This window comes from Paraburkholderia sp. D15, from assembly GCF_029910215.1.
GTDB lineage: Bacteria > Pseudomonadota > Gammaproteobacteria > Burkholderiales > Burkholderiaceae > Paraburkholderia.
This window is the reverse complement of record NZ_CP110395.1, coordinates 1,311,658-1,326,680: the sequence shown is the minus strand read 5'-3', so window position 1 is coordinate 1,326,680 and position 15,023 is coordinate 1,311,658. Positions and strand designations below refer to the sequence as shown.

Annotated in this window: 15 protein-coding genes and 1 tRNA gene; all 16 read right to left on the bottom strand. The window is 61.4% G+C overall.

Annotated features, from left to right (window positions below; genetic code table 11):
• Positions 1 to 9: 9 nt before the first annotated feature.
• The 16 genes from nuoL to LFL96_RS05720 all read right to left on the bottom strand — a co-directional run bounded on the left by nuoL (position 10) and on the right by LFL96_RS05720 (position 14,912).
• Positions 10 to 2,106, bottom strand: a complete 2,097-nt coding sequence (gene nuoL / locus LFL96_RS05795) for an NADH-quinone oxidoreductase subunit L (protein WP_280999073.1) — start codon at positions 2,104 to 2,106, stop codon at positions 10 to 12.
• 17 nt (positions 2,107 to 2,123) lie between these two features.
• Positions 2,124 to 2,429 (bottom strand): NADH-quinone oxidoreductase subunit NuoK, encoded by a 306-nt coding sequence (gene nuoK, locus LFL96_RS05790; protein ID WP_006052894.1) that lies wholly within the window; start codon positions 2,427 to 2,429, stop codon positions 2,124 to 2,126.
• A 20-nt stretch (positions 2,430 to 2,449) separates the two neighbouring features.
• Complete coding sequence (locus LFL96_RS05785; protein ID WP_280999062.1) at positions 2,450 to 3,148, bottom strand: NADH-quinone oxidoreductase subunit J; 699 nt, start codon at positions 3,146 to 3,148, stop codon at positions 2,450 to 2,452.
• Between the two features lie 217 nt (positions 3,149 to 3,365).
• Positions 3,366 to 3,854, bottom strand: coding sequence for an NADH-quinone oxidoreductase subunit NuoI (gene nuoI, locus LFL96_RS05780; RefSeq protein ID WP_007175608.1), 489 nt, complete (start codon positions 3,852 to 3,854; stop codon positions 3,366 to 3,368).
• Between the two features lie 15 nt (positions 3,855 to 3,869).
• A complete protein-coding gene (gene nuoH, locus LFL96_RS05775) occupies positions 3,870 to 4,934 on the bottom strand; it encodes an NADH-quinone oxidoreductase subunit NuoH (protein ID WP_280999057.1) in 1,065 nt (354 codons plus the stop codon).
• Complete coding sequence (gene nuoG, locus LFL96_RS05770; RefSeq protein WP_280999055.1) at positions 4,935 to 7,268, bottom strand: NADH-quinone oxidoreductase subunit NuoG; 2,334 nt, start codon at positions 7,266 to 7,268, stop codon at positions 4,935 to 4,937.
• A 130-nt stretch (positions 7,269 to 7,398) separates the two neighbouring features.
• On the bottom strand, positions 7,399 to 8,727 hold the full coding sequence (gene nuoF, locus LFL96_RS05765; protein WP_280999053.1) for an NADH-quinone oxidoreductase subunit NuoF: 1,329 nt from the start codon (positions 8,725 to 8,727) through the stop codon (positions 7,399 to 7,401).
• Positions 8,724 to 9,209 carry an NADH-quinone oxidoreductase subunit NuoE gene (nuoE, locus tag LFL96_RS05760; RefSeq protein WP_280999051.1) on the bottom strand — a complete coding sequence of 162 codons (486 nt, stop codon included), beginning with the start codon at positions 9,207 to 9,209 and terminating at the stop codon, positions 8,724 to 8,726. Before nuoE ends, nuoF begins: the two co-directional genes overlap by 4 nt.
• A 130-nt stretch (positions 9,210 to 9,339) precedes the next feature.
• Entirely contained in the window at positions 9,340 to 10,593 is a 1,254-nt protein-coding gene (locus LFL96_RS05755) for an NADH-quinone oxidoreductase subunit D (RefSeq protein WP_280999049.1), read from the bottom strand.
• A gap of 9 nt (positions 10,594 to 10,602) precedes the next feature.
• Positions 10,603 to 11,205 carry an NADH-quinone oxidoreductase subunit C gene (locus LFL96_RS05750; protein WP_105511585.1) on the bottom strand — a complete coding sequence of 201 codons (603 nt, stop codon included), beginning with the start codon at positions 11,203 to 11,205 and terminating at the stop codon, positions 10,603 to 10,605.
• 21 nt (positions 11,206 to 11,226) lie between these two features.
• The gene (locus tag LFL96_RS05745; protein WP_006052903.1) at positions 11,227 to 11,706 is read right to left on the bottom strand and encodes an NADH-quinone oxidoreductase subunit B; all 480 of its coding nucleotides are present in this window, start codon (positions 11,704 to 11,706) and stop codon (positions 11,227 to 11,229) included.
• Positions 11,707 to 11,768: 62 nt separating this feature from the next.
• On the bottom strand, positions 11,769 to 12,128 hold the full coding sequence (locus LFL96_RS05740; protein ID WP_013339872.1) for an NADH-quinone oxidoreductase subunit A: 360 nt from the start codon (positions 12,126 to 12,128) through the stop codon (positions 11,769 to 11,771).
• Positions 12,129 to 12,292: 164 nt separating this feature from the next.
• Positions 12,293 to 12,377, bottom strand: a tRNA-Leu gene (locus tag LFL96_RS05735).
• A 112-nt stretch (positions 12,378 to 12,489) separates the two neighbouring features.
• On the bottom strand, positions 12,490 to 12,867 hold the full coding sequence (secG, locus tag LFL96_RS05730) for a preprotein translocase subunit SecG (RefSeq protein ID WP_280998984.1): 378 nt from the start codon (positions 12,865 to 12,867) through the stop codon (positions 12,490 to 12,492).
• A gap of 81 nt (positions 12,868 to 12,948) precedes the next feature.
• A complete protein-coding gene (gene tpiA / locus LFL96_RS05725) occupies positions 12,949 to 13,731 on the bottom strand; it encodes a triose-phosphate isomerase (RefSeq protein WP_280998982.1) in 783 nt (260 codons plus the stop codon).
• A gap of 164 nt (positions 13,732 to 13,895) precedes the next feature.
• A complete protein-coding gene (locus LFL96_RS05720; protein ID WP_280998980.1) occupies positions 13,896 to 14,912 on the bottom strand; it encodes an NAD(P)H-quinone oxidoreductase in 1,017 nt (338 codons plus the stop codon).
• Positions 14,913 to 15,023: the final 111 nt, after the last annotated feature.

The window sequence follows — 15,023 nt, the reverse complement described above, 5'->3', positions numbered from 1 at the left end:
GTCTTCGCCTTATTTGCCGCCGAGCGTTACAAACAGGGTCAAGAGCCCCAACATGCCGATAATCATGGCAAACGCGTAGTGGTAGATATAGCCGGATTGCAGGAAGCGGATCACGCCGGCGAACCACGCGATGAAGCGCGCGCTGCCGTTGACGATACCGTCGATCACCACGACGTCGCCTTCCTTCCAGAGACCACGGCCAATTGCCACGGCGCCCCGCGCGAACACGACTTCGTTGATCTTGTCCATGTAGTACTTGTTATCGAGCAACGTGTAGATCGGACCGAACGCGCGCTTGATGACAGCCGGCAAATCCGGACGGACCAGATACAGGAACCACGCCACGACCACGCCGGCAAGAGCCAGCCAGACCGGCAGACCCGACACCGAGTGCAGGCCCATCGACGCCCAGCCCTGGAACTCTTCCGCCATTTCATGCAGCGCCGGATGGTTTTCGCCGATGAAGATCACCTTGTCGAACGCCACGCCGTGCTGGAAGAAATCGCCGTACAGCATCGGGCCGATCCCGATCGCGCCGATCACGATCGACGGAATCGCCAGCAGCACCAGCGGCAGCCACACTACCCACGGGGTTTCGTGCGGCTCGTGAGCGTGGTCGTCGTGACCGTGGCCGTGCGCATCATGACCGTGCGCATCATGACCGTGCGCGTCGTGACCATGACCGTCATGCGCGTGAGCGGCAGCGGCGATACCCATCGGCGATTCCGGATGCTTCGGACCACGGAAGCGCTCCTTGCCGTGGAACACCAGGAAGTACATACGGAACGAATACAGCGCGGTGACGAACACGCTCGCCACGACCGCGAAGTATGCGAAGCCCGAGCCCGGCAGATGCGACAGCTTCACCGCGTCGATGATCGAGTCTTTCGAGTAGAAGCCCGAGAAGAACGGCGTGCCGATCAATGCCAGCGAACCGACCAGCGACGTGATCCACGTGATCGGCATGTACTTGCGCAGGCCGCCCATGTTGCGGATGTCCTGATCGTGGTGCATGCCGATGATCACCGAACCCGCGCCGAGGAACAGCAGCGCCTTGAAGAACGCGTGCGTCATCAGGTGGAACACAGCGACCGAATAGGCCGATGCGCCGAGCGCGACCGTCATGTAACCGAGCTGCGACAGCGTGGAGTAAGCGACCACGCGCTTGATGTCGTTCTGGATGATGCCGAGAAAACCCATGAACAGCGCGGTAATCGCACCGATCACCATCACGAACGAGAGCGCCGTATCCGACAGCTCGAACAGCGGCGACATGCGCGTGACCATGAAGATACCGGCCGTCACCATGGTCGCCGCGTGAATCAGCGCGGAGATCGGCGTCGGGCCTTCCATCGAATCCGGCAGCCAAACGTGCAGCGGGAACTGCGCCGACTTACCCATCGCGCCGATGAACAGGCAGATACACGCCACCGTCAGCAGGCCCCAATCGGTGCCCGGGAACGACAAGGCCGCGAGTTCGGTGCGCTTCGCGAACACGTCGCCGTAGTTCATCGAGCCGGCGAACGCGAACAGCAGACCGATACCCAGCAGAAAACCGAAATCGCCGACGCGGTTGACGATAAACGCCTTCATGTTCGCGTAGATCGCCGTGGGACGCGTGAAGTAGAAGCCGATCAGCAGGTACGAGACCAGGCCCACCGCTTCCCAACCGAAGAACAGTTGCAGGAAGTTGTTGCTCATCACGAGCATCAACATCGAGAACGTGAACAGCGAGATGTACGAGAAGAAGCGCTGGTAGCCGTCGTCGTCGGCCATGTAGCCGATCGTGTAGATGTGCACCATCAGCGACACGAAGGTCACCACGCACATCATCATCGCCGTCAGCGAATCGACCAGGAAGCCGATTTCGAAGTTGGTCTTGCCGATCGTCATCCATTGGTAGACGGTCGCGTTGAAGCTCGCGCCGTCCAGTACCTGGAAGAACACCACGGCCGACAGGATGAACGAGATCGCGACGCCGAGGATCGTGACCGAATGCGCACCGGCTCGTCCTACCGCTTTTCCGAACAACCCTGCGATCAGGGAACCGGCCAGCGGTGCCAGCGGAATCGCCAGCAACAGGTTTTCATTGAGTATCGTGGACATAACCGCTTTTCCTGAAATTAACCTTTGAGCTGATCGAGATCCTCGACATTGATCGTGTCGAGGCTACGGAACAGGGTCACCAGAATTGCGAGACCGATCGCCGCCTCCGCCGCCGCTACCGTCAGCACGAAGAAAACGAAGATCTGGCCATGCACGTCGCCGAGGTAGTGCGAGAACGCGACGAAATTGGTGTTCACCGCCAGCAGCATCAGTTCGATGGCCATCAGGATGATGATGACGTTGCGGCGGTTCAGGAAAATGCCGACGATGCTGATCGCAAACAGGATCGCGCCGAGGACGAGGTAATGGGCAAGGGTCAACATGATTTCTATCTCCTGTCCGCTCAGCTGTTTTTCGCGGGCGCCGAGTCGGCTGCTGCTGCCGCCGCTGCTGCTGCCGCGGCGGCTTCTTCCGCCGCGAGGGTCGCCGCGGTCTTTTCCGACTTCATCTTCACGACACGCACACGGTCCTGAGCACGTACCTTGACCTGCTCGCTGACCGTCTGACGCTTGCTGTCCTTCTTGTGGCTCGTGGTCAGCGCGATTGCCGCGATGATCGCGACCAGCAGCACGAGACCGGCCACTTCGAACGCGAAGATGTAATCGGTGTAGATCACCTTGCCGATCAGGCGCGTGTTCGACCAGTCGCCCATGCCGTTCGCGGCGGCCGTGGTATCGCGCAGTACGGTGGCGGTCGCGCCGTAGCCGTGCCACAGGATCAGCGCGGTTTCGATCACGATGATCGCGCCGACGAAGGTCGCCATCGGCACGAAGCGTTTGAAATCCTTGCGCAGCACGTCGATGTTGATGTCCAGCATCATCACGACGAACAGGAACAGCACCATCACCGCGCCGACGTAGACCAGCACCAGCAGGATTGCGAGGAACTCGGCCTGCAGCAGCATCCAGATCGCGGCTGCGTTGAAGAACGCCAGCACCAGAAACAGTGCGGACGACACCGGGTTGCGCGAGGTGATCACCTTCAGCCCTGAAACCACCAGGAGCAGCGCGAAGATGTAGAACAGTACGGTCGTGAATTCCATGATTACCGGTTCATCGTTAGGCCATCGTCAGGCATTGTTCTTTGGCACTCGGGGCCGTTCATGCGGACGAACCGCCGGAACTGCCGCACAGGTGCGCCGTGCCGCGGCGTTCAAGCCGCGGCGCCCGGCCCGACAACAGGCCGTTTTACTCATGCATTTACTGCCGCATTGACTGCGCATTTACCGCCACAACTGAAACTGTACGGGGTGAAGCGCTTCAACGATACGGTGCGTCGGCTGCCTTGTTCGCGGCGATCTCGGTTTCGTAGCGATCGCCAACGGCCAGCAGCATGTCCTTCGTGAAATACAGATCGCCGCGCTTCTCGCCGTGATACTCGAGAATGTGCGTTTCGACGATCGAATCGACCGGGCAGCTTTCTTCGCAAAAGCCGCAGAAGATGCACTTGGTCAGGTCGATGTCGTAGCGCGTGGTGCGGCGCGTATTGTCCGCGCGCGTTTCCGATTCGATCGTGATGGCGAGCGCCGGGCACACCGCTTCGCACAGCTTGCAGGCGATGCAGCGTTCCTCGCCGTTCTCATACCGGCGCAGTGCGTGCAGACCACGAAAACGCGGCGAGATCGGAGTCTTCTCTTCCGGGAACTGCACGGTCACCTTGCGCTGGAACGTGTAACGTCCGGTCAGCGCGAGACCCTTCAGCAGTTCCGTCAGGAAGAAGGTCTTGAAAAAGTTTTGGATTGCGGTCATGGGTTCATCCGCCCTTTATTTCCAGATATTCAACGGCGACATGATCCAGAAGCCGACCACCACCAGCCATACCACGCAGACCGGAATAAACACCTTCCAGCCCAGACGCATGATCTGGTCATAGCGATAGCGCGGGAACGTGGCACGCGCCCAGATGAATACCGACAACAACAGGAAAACCTTGAGAACGAGCCAGAAGATGCCCGGGATAAACGACAGGAAGCCGAACGGTGCGCTCCAGCCGCCAAGGAACAGCGTTGCAGCCAGTGCCGAGATCACGATCATGTTGATGTACTCGGCGAGGAAGAACAGCGCGAACGCCATACCCGAGTAATCGATCATGTGGCCCGCGACGATTTCCGACTCCCCTTCCACCACGTCGAACGGGTGACGGTTCGTTTCGGCGATGCCCGAGATGAAGTACACGACGAACATCGGCAGCAGCGGCAGCCAGTTCCACGACAGGAAGTTCAGGCCGTGCGAAGCGAAGAAGCCGTGTTCCTGCGAACCGACGATGCCCGACAGGTTCAGCGTGCCGGCGGTCATCAGCACGACGACGAGCGCGAAGCCCATCGAGATTTCGTACGAGACCATTTGCGCGGCGGCGCGCATCGCACCGAGGAACGCGTACTTCGAGTTCGACGCCCAGCCGGCCAGAATCACGCCGTACACGCCGATCGACGAAATCGCCATCGCATACAGCAGACCGGCGTTGATGTCGCCGAGCACCGCGCCCGCCTGGAACGGAATCACCGCCCAGACCGCGAAGGCCGGCACCACCACCATGATCGGCGCGATCATGTAGATCCAGCGGCTCGCCTGCGCCGGCTGAATCACTTCCTTCAGCAACAGTTTCAGCACGTCGGCGATCGGCTGCAGCAGACCGGCGGGACCGACGCGGTTCGGGCCGAGACGCACGTGCATCCAGCCGATCAGCTTCCGTTCCCAGAGGATCAGGTAGGCCACGCACAGCAGGATCACGACGGCCACCACCAGGATGCGCACGAGCGCCCACACCGTGGGCCATGCCACACCGAGAAGCTGGCTGCCGCCCGAGTTGATCGTATCGAACAAGCTCATTTACGCCTTCTCCACCAGCAGTTCACCGAACAGGCTGCCCAGCGCTGCACCGGCAGGCGTAGCCGCCGATACGCGGACGACCGTCTCCGCAAGATTCGCGTCGCGCACGGCCGGCAACTGCACCGATTGCTCGCCCTGGCGCACGCGCACCGCGTCGCCTTCCTTCAAACCCAGTTTGTCGAACAGCGCGGCCGGCAGACCGACCGAGTTCGCCGCGCGCGACGCCGCCGTCAGATGCAGCGATTCCGCGCGACGCACGAGCGAGTCGGCGTGATAGATCGGCACATTTGCGATCCGCTCGAATTTGCCTTCCGCCGCCTTGGCCGCCTTGCCGCGTGCAACCGCGACGCTGGTGCGGTTCGACAGACGCGAATTCAGTTCACCGTCGCCGAGTGCCGCCGCGCGGACTTCTTCGGCCGTATCGAATTCGAAGCCCGGCGCGCCCAGCAGGCTGCCCAGCACACGCAACACCTTCCATGCCGGACGCGTGTCGCCCAGCGGACGCACAACGCCGTTGAACGCCTGCACGGTACCTTCGGCATTGACGAACGTACCAGCCGTTTCCGTGTACGGCGCGATCGGCAGCAGCACGTCGGCGTATTCGGCGCCGGTCTGGAACGGCGACATCACCACGACCATTTCGGCCTGGTTCAGCGCGGCCAAAGCTTGCGCCGGATTGGCCGTGTCGAACTCAGGTTCGACGTTCAGCAGCAGATAGCCCTTACGCGGTTGCTCGAACACTTCACGCGCATTCAAGCCGCCTTCGCCCGGCAGCGCGTTCACGAGATGCGCGCCGACCGTATTGGCCGCTTCAGTGAGGAAGCCGAGCGTCGCGCCGGTCGCTTCCGCGATCCATTGCGCGGCGGCGTGAATCGCCGCGAAATCCGGATGACGGACCGCCGCGTTGCCCAGCAGCACCAGACGGCTTTCGCCGGTGGCGAGCGACTTCGCGACCTGCTTGTGAGCGTCCGTGGACTGCGTACCGGAGAACGCCTCCGGCAGCGCCGCACCCTTCGCTTCCGACACCGCGCCAGCGATACCCGCCAACGCATCGAGCCATGCCGACGGGGCGGCCACGACACGCTGCGCCTGCGGAATCAGCGCGTCATCGTTGCTGGCCTGCACGAAGGTCAGCTTCGCGCCGTTCTTCGCGGCTTGCCGCAGACGCGCGGCGAACAGCGGATGATCGCGACGCAGATCCGAACCGATCACCAGCGCGGCGTCGAGGTTCGACAGTTCGGCGATGTTCGTGCCGAGCCACGGCGCGCCGTTCACCGGCGCGGAGAAATCCGACTGACGCAGACGGAAATCGACGTTCGGCGTACCGACGGCCTGCGCCAGCTGCTTCAACAGGAACAGTTCTTCGACGGTGCTGTGCGCGCTACCCAGTGCGGCCAGCGCATTCGCGCCGTGGTCGCCCTTGATGCCCTTCAGGCCCTTGACCACGTAATCGAGCGCGGTTTGCCAGTCGGTTTCGACCCACTTGCCACCTTGCTTGAGCATGGGCTGCGTCAGACGCTCGGGGCTGTTCAGGCCTTCGTACGAGAAGCGGTCCTTGTCCGAAATCCAGCATTCGTTGATGGATTCGTTTTCGAACGGCAGAACACGCATCACGCGGTTGTTCTTGACTTGCACCACGAGGTTCGCGCCGACGGAATCGTGCGGGCTCACCGACTTGCGGCGCGACAGTTCCCACGTACGGGCGCTGTAGCGGAACGGCTTGCTGGTCAACGCGCCGACCGGGCACAGGTCGATCATGTTGCCGGACAGTTCCGAGTCGACCGTCTTGCCGACGAACGACGTGATTTCCGAATGCTCGCCGCGGCCCAGCATGCCAAGTTCCATCACGCCGGCCACTTCCTGGCCGAAGCGCACGCAACGCGTGCAGTGGATGCAGCGCGACATCTCTTCCATCGAGATCAGCGGGCCGACATTCTTGTGGAACACCACGCGCTTTTCTTCGCTGTAACGCGACGACGACTTGCCGTAACCCACCGCCAGATCCTGCAACTGGCATTCGCCGCCCTGATCGCAGATCGGGCAGTCCAGCGGATGGTTGATCAGCAGGAATTCCATCACGGATTGCTGGCCCTTCACGGCCTTATCCGACTTGGTGCGCACGATCATGCCGGGCGACACCGGCGTCGCGCACGCGGGCACGGCCTTCGGCATCTTTTCGACATCGACCAGACACATCCGGCAGTTGGCCGCAATCGACAGCTTCTTGTGATAGCAGAAGTGAGGAATGTACGTGTCGACCTTATGCGCAGCCTGGATCACCATGCTGCCTTCAGGCACCTCGACTTTCTTGCCGTCTATTTCAAGTTCAACCATGATGGTCAATCTTCCTTAACCTGTTACCGCTCAATCGTTCGCCCGGTTGGGCGCCTGCTTCAGGCGCCGCATCCCGCGGATGACGTGTTCTTCTGCGTATCGACGTGGTGCGCTCGGCGTACCGATGCGCTCAAGCCGCGACGGTTTCCGGCGCTGCCGCATGTCCCGCATGACCGCCGACGAGGCAATGCTTATGGGCGACGTGATATTCGAATTCGTCCCAGTAGTGCTTGAGCATGCCGCGCACCGGCATGGCCGCCGCATCGCCGAGCGCGCAGATCGTGCGGCCCATGATGTTCTCGGCGACCGAGTTCAGCAGATCCAGATCTTCCGGACGGCCGAGCCCGTGCTCGATGCGATGCACGACGCGATACAGCCAGCCCGTGCCTTCGCGGCAAGGCGTGCATTGACCGCACGACTCTTCGTAATAGAAATACGACAGACGCAACAGCGAACGCACCATGCAACGCGTTTCGTCCATCACGATGACCGCGCCGGAACCGAGCATCGAGCCTTGCTTGGCGATCGAGTCGTAGTCCATGTCGGTCTGCATCATGATGTCGCCTGGAATCACCGGCGCCGACGAGCCACCAGGAATCACAGCCTTGATCTTCTTGCCGCCGCGCATGCCGCCGGCCAGTTCCATCAGCGTCGAGAACGGCGTGCCGAGCGGAATTTCATAGTTGCCCGGACGTTCGACGTCGCCGGCCACCGAGAAAATCTTCGTGCCGCCGTTGTTCGGCTTGCCGATTTCGAGGTAATTCTGCGGACCGATCGCGAGCAGGAACGGCACCGCCGCGAACGTCTCGGTGTTGTTGATCGTGGTCGGCTTGCCGTACACGCCGAAGCTCGCCGGGAACGGCGGCTTGAAGCGCGGCTGCCCCTTCTTGCCTTCCAGCGATTCGAGCAACGCAGTCTCTTCGCCGCAGATGTAGGCGCCGTAACCGTGGTGCGCATGGAGCTGGAACGAGAAACCCGAGCCCATGATGTTTTCGCCGAGGAACCCGGCGGCACGCGCTTCGTCCAACGCCTGTTCGAAGCGTTTGTAGACTTCCCAGATTTCGCCGTGGATATAGTTGTAGCCGACCGTAATACCCATCGCGTAGGCGCCGATCGCCATGCCTTCAATCAGCGAATGCGGATTGAAGCGCAGGATGTCGCGGTCCTTGAATGTGCCCGGTTCGCCTTCGTCCGAATTGCAGACGAGGTATTTCTGGCCAGGGAACTGACGCGGCATGAAGCTCCACTTCAAACCGGTCGGAAAGCCCGCACCGCCACGACCGCGCAGACCCGACGCCTTGACGTCCGCGATCACCTGCTCGGGCGGAATCTTTTCTTCCAGAATACGGCGCAGCTGGGCGTAACCGCCGCGCGCCACATAATCTTCGAGATGCCAGTTGTCGCCGTTCAGGCCGGCGAGAATCAGCGGTTTGATGTGACGATCGTGTAAAGACGTCATTTCGAAAGTTCCTCGAGCAGCTGGTCGATCTTCGCGCGGCTCATGAAGCTGCACATGCGATGGTTGTTCACCAGCATCACCGGCGCGTCGCCGCACGACCCCATGCACTCACCTTCTTTCAGGGTGAACTTGCCGTCGGGCGTGGTTTCGCCGAAGTCGATGCCGAGCTTCTGCTTCAGATAGTCGGCGGCACTGTCCGAACCGCCGTCCGGGCCGAGCTGGCACGGCAGGTTCGTGCAGAGCGTGATCTTGTATTTGCCGACCGGCGAGGTCTCGTACATCGTGTAGAAGGTCGCGACCTCCTGCACGGCGACTGCCGGCATGCCGAGATAGTCCGCGACGAACTGCATGAGTTCGGGCGACAGCCAGCCATGCTCTTCCTGAGCAGTGGCCAACGCCGACATCACGGCGGACTGTTTCTGATCGGCGGGATACTTCGCGATCGCACGATCGATTTCTTTCAGGCCTTCAGCTGAGATCATTTTCAGACACGACTCTTTCAATTCCTACCGAACGAAAACCCGTCGCTCACCCATACTGCGACAGACCCGGCGTTCCTTTGCTTGACGCGCGCCTCGGTACGATCTGAAGACGCGCGGCGATGAATACGTCCTAGCGATCCACTTCGCCGAACACGATGTCCTGCGTGCCGATGATCGTCACGGCGTCGGCGATCATGTGGCCGCGCGCCATTTCGTCGAGCGTGGACAGATGCGCATAACCCGGCGCGCGGATCTTCAGGCGATACGGCTTGTTCGCCCCGTCCGACACCAGATAGATGCCGAACTCGCCCTTCGGATGTTCGACCGCGGCGTAGGCTTCGCCTTCCGGCACGTGGAAGCCTTCCGTGAAGAGCTTGAAGTGGTGAATCAGCTCTTCCATGTTCGACTTCATGCCGACGCGCGACGGCGGCGCGACCTTGTGATTGTCGATCATCACCGGGCCAGGATTCTTGCGCAGCCACTCAACGCACTGTTTCACGATCCGCGTGGATTGACGCATTTCCTCGACGCGTACCAAATATCGGTCATAACAGTCGCCGTTGACCCCTACCGGGATGTCAAAATCGAGCTTGTCGTAGACCTCGTACGGTTGCTTCTTGCGCAAATCCCATTCGATACCCGAACCACGCAGCATCGCGCCGGTCATGCCGAGATTCAGCGCGCGCTCCGGGCTGACCACGCCAATGCCGACCAGACGCTGTTTCCAGATCCGGTTGTCGGTCAGCAGCGTTTCGTATTCGTCGACGCAGGTCGGGAAGCGCGTGAAGAAATCGTCGATGAAATCGAGCAGCGAACCTTGACGGTTCTCGTTCATCTTCGACAGGGCCTTCGCGTTGCGGATCTTCGAAGCCTTGTATTGCGGCATGGCTTCGGGCAGATCGCGATACACGCCGCCCGGACGGTAGTAGGCCGCATGCATCCGTGCGCCGGACACTGCCTCGTACACGTCCATCAGGTCTTCGCGCTCACGGAACGCGTACAGAAACACCGCCATCGCGCCGACGTCGAGCGCGTGCGCGCCGATCCACATCAAATGGTTCAGCACGCGCGTGACTTCGTCGAACATCACCCGGATGTACTGCGCGCGCAGCGGCACTTCAATGCCGAGCAGCTTTTCGATCGCCATCACGTAGCCGTGCTCGTTGACCATCATCGACACGTAGTCGAGACGGTCCATGTACGGCACGGACTGGATGAAGGTTTTGGTTTCCGCGAGCTTTTCGGTCGCGCGATGCAGCAGACCGATGTGCGGATCGGCGCGCTGGATGACTTCGCCGTCGAGTTCGAGCACGAGGCGCAGCACACCGTGCGCCGCCGGATGCTGAGGGCCGAAGTTGAGCGTGTAGTTCTTGATCTCTGCCATGGCGTTCTCTTAGTGTTTCAGACCGCCATAGCGATCTTCGCGAATCACGCGCGGCGTGATTTCCCGCGGCTCGATCGTCACCGGCTGATAGACGACGCGCTTTTCTTCCGGGTCGTAACGCATTTCGACGTAACCGGAGACAGGGAAATCTTTACGGAACGGGTGACCAATGAAACCGTAGTCGGTCAGAATGCGGCGCAGGTCGGGGTGGCCTTCGAAGACGATCCCGTACAGATCGAACGCTTCGCGCTCGTACCAGTTGACCGAATTCCAGATGTCGACGACCGACGGGAGGATGGGCACTTCGTCGTCCGGTGCGAACACGCGCAGACGCAGACGCCAGTTGTTCTGCACGGACAGCAAATGCAGAACGGCCGCGAAACGCGGACCGTCGTACGCGCCATCGGCATAGGTTTGATAGTCGACGCCGCACAGATCGACGCATTGCTCGAAACCGAGCGAACGGTCGTCGCGCAGACGGGTTGCCACGCTGAGGTAGTCGCTGGCCTTCACGACGATCGTCAACTCACCGATTGCCTCGGTCGTGCTCAACAGGAGGCCGCTAAAGGCCGCCTCGAGGTTCGCTTTCAGGGTCTCGAGTTTGCTTGCCATATTGTGGGGGAGGCGTTGGCCTTATTGACGGGCGATTGTGTTGGTGCGGCGAATCTTGGCCTGAAGCTGAATCACGCCATAAACCAGCGCTTCCGCAGTCGGCGGACAACCCGGCACGTAGACGTCGACCGGGACGATCCGGTCACAGCCGCGCACCACCGAATACGAATAGTGGTAGTAGCCGCCGCCGTTCGCGCACGAGCCCATCGAAATCACCCAGCGCGGCTCGGCCATCTGGTCGTAGACCTTACGCAGCGCCGGCGCCATCTTGTTGCACAGCGTGCCGGCGACGATCATCACGTCCGACTGACGCGGACTCGGACGAAACACCACGCCGAAACGGTCAAGGTCATAACGGGCAGCGCCCGCATGCATCATCTCGACCGCGCAGCACGCAAGACCGAACGTCATCGGCCACAGCGAACCGGTGCGCGTCCAGTTGATCAGCTTGTCAGCCGTGGTGGTGACAAACCCTTCCTTCAAGACCCCTTCGATACTCATTTGCTTTCCACTCCAGACGGGGCGGCAAGCCTGGCCACCCACGCAAACCGGCGGTTAATCCATCATTCCCAGTCGAGGCCGCCCTTCTTCCAGATGTAGGCGAAGCCCAGCAGGAATTCGAGCAGGAAAATCATCATTGCCATGAAGCCCGGCCAGCCGATGTCGCGCAGAGCTACGCCCCACGGAAACAGGAATGCGGTTTCAAGGTCGAAAATAATGAAGAGAATGGCGACGAGGTAATAGCGCACGTCGAACTTCATGCGCGCATCTTCGAATGCTTCGAAGCCGCACTCGTACGGTGCGTTTTTCTCGGTGTCGGGCTTGTTGGGACCGAGGATCTTGCCAATGCTGACCAGTGCTACGCCTAAACCGGTGCCCACAACGAGGAACAACAAGACGGGGAAATAGGCTGCGAGGTTCAAGACTGTCCTCAATCGGTTGGTTCTGAGTGCCGACAGGAGCATAGCACTCCTGCCGCGAAATCACTTCCCAAACGCACAAGCCGCAAGCCCAACGCAAGCCATGCCCTAGAAGTGAAAAATGCCAGCCGAAGCTGAAGCAAGCGGCTGGCATTTAGATAACATTTTGGTGCCGACGGCGAGACTCGAACTCGCACAGCTTTCGCCACTACCCCCTCAAGATAGCGTGTCTACCAATTTCACCACGTCGGCACTGCATGCAATCCGGGAAAACAACTTGTGAAACCCGCGAATCGCTTCAAGACTCAAAGTATAACTTGGTTAAGCAGTTTGTTCAACGCACAAACCCACTTTTCACGAAAATTTATTTCGGCACGTCCGTGGCCGGCGTAGACGCAGCCGATGCCGGCAACGCAGCCGAACCACCAGCCGGCGCCGAAGCGGCGGACGCCGCGACCGGAGCGGTCACCGCGGCGCCGAGCACGCCAGCAGAGGGCTTCGAGCGATACGCACCGAGATACGTGAGCGTCAGCGTGGTGACAAAAAACACCGCCGCGAGCACGGCCGTGGTTCGCGACAGGAAGTTTGCCGAACCGGTCGCACCGAACAGACTACCCGATGCGCCGCTACCGAAAGCCGCGCCCATATCGGCGCCTTTGCCGTGCTGCAACAACACGAGGCCGATCACGCCGAGCGCCGACAACAACTGAACGACGATAATCAATGTTTTCAAATACAGCATCACACTCACCTGAGTCTTTATTAACCGCACCACACAAAACGCATGGCGCGGGAATGAGGCATCTTCGCCGAGGCGCCCTGCTTAACCGGCAACGCCCAACACAGCCGCTGCCGCCTTGCAGATCGCCAGAAAATCCTGGTCCTTCAACGACGCGCCGCCAATCAGGCCGCCGTCGATATCCGCTTGCCGGAACAATTCTTCCGCGTTTTCCGGCTTTACGCTGCCGCCGTACAACACGGGTACATCCGCCACCGCCGCACCCTTAGCCGCCAGGCGCGAACGCAGGAACGCGTGAACCGCCTGCGCCTGCTCCGCCGTCGCGCTCTTGCCGGTGCCGATTGCCCAGACCGGCTCGTATGCGACGACAATACGCGCCGCATCCTGCACCGACAGCTTCGCCAGCACTTCGTCCAGCTGCACGCCGACAACCTGCTCGGTCAGACCCGCTTCGCGCTCTTCGAGCGTTTCGCCGACGCAGACGACCGGCGTCAACCCCGCTTCCAGCACGCGCTGCGTTTTCACCGCCACCAGCTCCGCGCTTTCACGATGATAGGCACGACGCTCCGAGTGCCCGACGATCGCGAGCGTTGCGCCGAAATCCGACACCATCGGCGCGGCCACTTCGCCCGTATAGGCGCCGTGCGTGAACGCTGACACGTCCTGCACACCCCACACGACGGGGCTACCTTGCAACAGCGATTGAGCCTGCGCAAGATACGGGCTCGGTACACAGACACCGACGCGCACTTCGGCCGGCAATGCGCCCGCACCTTGTGCCACAGCCTGCAGGAGCGGCGCATTTTCAGCGAGGCGCCCGTGCATCTTCCAGTTACCGACTACCAGCTTGGCTCGTTGTTTCGACATCGTCTCGTCTTGTCTTGGCGGCGGACTTCGTTTGCGCTGACAGTCCGCCTTTTCGGATTCATGCGGCGTGCGCAAAACGCGCAATTTTACTGCGTGGGGTGGATCGGGTCAAACGACCCGCGTCAACCCGGCCGGATCGAGCCGGCTGGGTCGAACGCCAAAGGTCAGGCGTCCTGTCCCCAGCTCAGCACGATCTTGCCGACGTGCGTGCTGCTTTCCATCAACTCGTGCGCCTCGGCCGCCCGCGCGGCAGGAAACACGCGATGCACGACCGGCTTGATGCGCCCGTCTTCCAGATGCGGCCACACGCGCTCCTTCAGTTGCGCGGCGATCTTCGCCTTGAATTCGACGGGCCGCGGACGCAGCGTCGACCCCGTCACCGTCAGACGGCGACGCAGCACCTCGTTCAGATTCAGCTCCGCTTTCGCGCCGCCCAGCAGCGCGATCACCACGATCCGGCCGCCGTCGGCGAGCGCCGTCAACTCGCGCGGCACGTAACTGCCCGCCACCATGTCGAGCACCACGTCGACACCGCGGTCATTGGTCAGCGACTTGATGACTTCGACGAAGTCTTCGGTTTTATAGTTGATCGCCCGTTCGGCGCCGAGCGCTTCGCACGCGCGGCATTTTTCGTCCGAACCGGCCGTGGCGAACACCCGGAAACCCAGCGCATGCGCAATCTGGATCGCCGTCACGCCGATGCCGCTCGAGCCGCCCTGCACCAGCAGCGTCTCGTTCGGCGCGCCTTCGCCGTTGCCGAGTTGCGCCCGGTCGAACACATTGCTCCAGACCGTGAAAAACGTCTCCGGCAACGACGCCGCCTCGATATCCGTCAAGCCGTTCGGCACCGGCAGACACTGCGGCAACGGCGCGGCCGCGTATTCCGCGTAACCGCCGCCGGCCAGCAACGCACACACGCGATCGCCGATCTTCAGACCGAACGGATTGTTCTTTTCGTCGATCGTGCCGCCGACGATCTCGCCCGCCACCTCCAGGCCCGGAATATCCGACGCGCCCGGCGGCGGCGCATAGCCGCCCTTGCGTTGAAACACATCCGGACGATTGATACCGGCGGCCGCCACCTTGATCAGCACCTCGCCCGCCTTCAGTTGCGGCGTGGGCCGCTCGGCGAGTTTGAGGACGTCCGGCGCACCGAATTCGGTGATTTCGATCGCTTTCATCTGCATCGACTCCAAGATTGGATTGGGTTGCACACAGAGTACCCGCTAATCGCGACCCGCATGCGCGCTGCCCGGTTCGCAACGCAATCCATCCTGCACCCATCATGAAAA

Coding starts and splice junctions, on each gene's coding strand:
- nuoL (WP_280999073.1), bottom strand. CDS start 2,106: ATGTCCACGATACTCAATGAAAACCTGTTGCTGGCGATTCCGCTGGCA.
- nuoK (WP_006052894.1), bottom strand. CDS start 2,429: ATGTTGACCCTTGCCCATTACCTCGTCCTCGGCGCGATCCTGTTTGCG.
- LFL96_RS05785 (WP_280999062.1), bottom strand. CDS start 3,148: ATGGAATTCACGACCGTACTGTTCTACATCTTCGCGCTGCTCCTGGTG.
- nuoI (WP_007175608.1), bottom strand. CDS start 3,854: ATGACCGCAATCCAAAACTTTTTCAAGACCTTCTTCCTGACGGAACTG.
- nuoH (WP_280999057.1), bottom strand. CDS start 4,934: ATGAGCTTGTTCGATACGATCAACTCGGGCGGCAGCCAGCTTCTCGGT.
- nuoG (WP_280999055.1), bottom strand. CDS start 7,268: ATGGTTGAACTTGAAATAGACGGCAAGAAAGTCGAGGTGCCTGAAGGC.
- nuoF (WP_280999053.1), bottom strand. CDS start 8,727: ATGACGTCTTTACACGATCGTCACATCAAACCGCTGATTCTCGCCGGC.
- nuoE (WP_280999051.1), bottom strand. CDS start 9,209: ATGATCTCAGCTGAAGGCCTGAAAGAAATCGATCGTGCGATCGCGAAG.
- LFL96_RS05755 (WP_280999049.1), bottom strand. CDS start 10,593: ATGGCAGAGATCAAGAACTACACGCTCAACTTCGGCCCTCAGCATCCG.
- LFL96_RS05750 (WP_105511585.1), bottom strand. CDS start 11,205: ATGGCAAGCAAACTCGAGACCCTGAAAGCGAACCTCGAGGCGGCCTTT.
- LFL96_RS05745 (WP_006052903.1), bottom strand. CDS start 11,706: ATGAGTATCGAAGGGGTCTTGAAGGAAGGGTTTGTCACCACCACGGCT.
- secG (WP_280998984.1), bottom strand. CDS start 12,867: ATGCTGTATTTGAAAACATTGATTATCGTCGTTCAGTTGTTGTCGGCG.
- tpiA (WP_280998982.1), bottom strand. CDS start 13,731: ATGTCGAAACAACGAGCCAAGCTGGTAGTCGGTAACTGGAAGATGCAC.
- LFL96_RS05720 (WP_280998980.1), bottom strand. CDS start 14,912: ATGAAAGCGATCGAAATCACCGAATTCGGTGCGCCGGACGTCCTCAAA.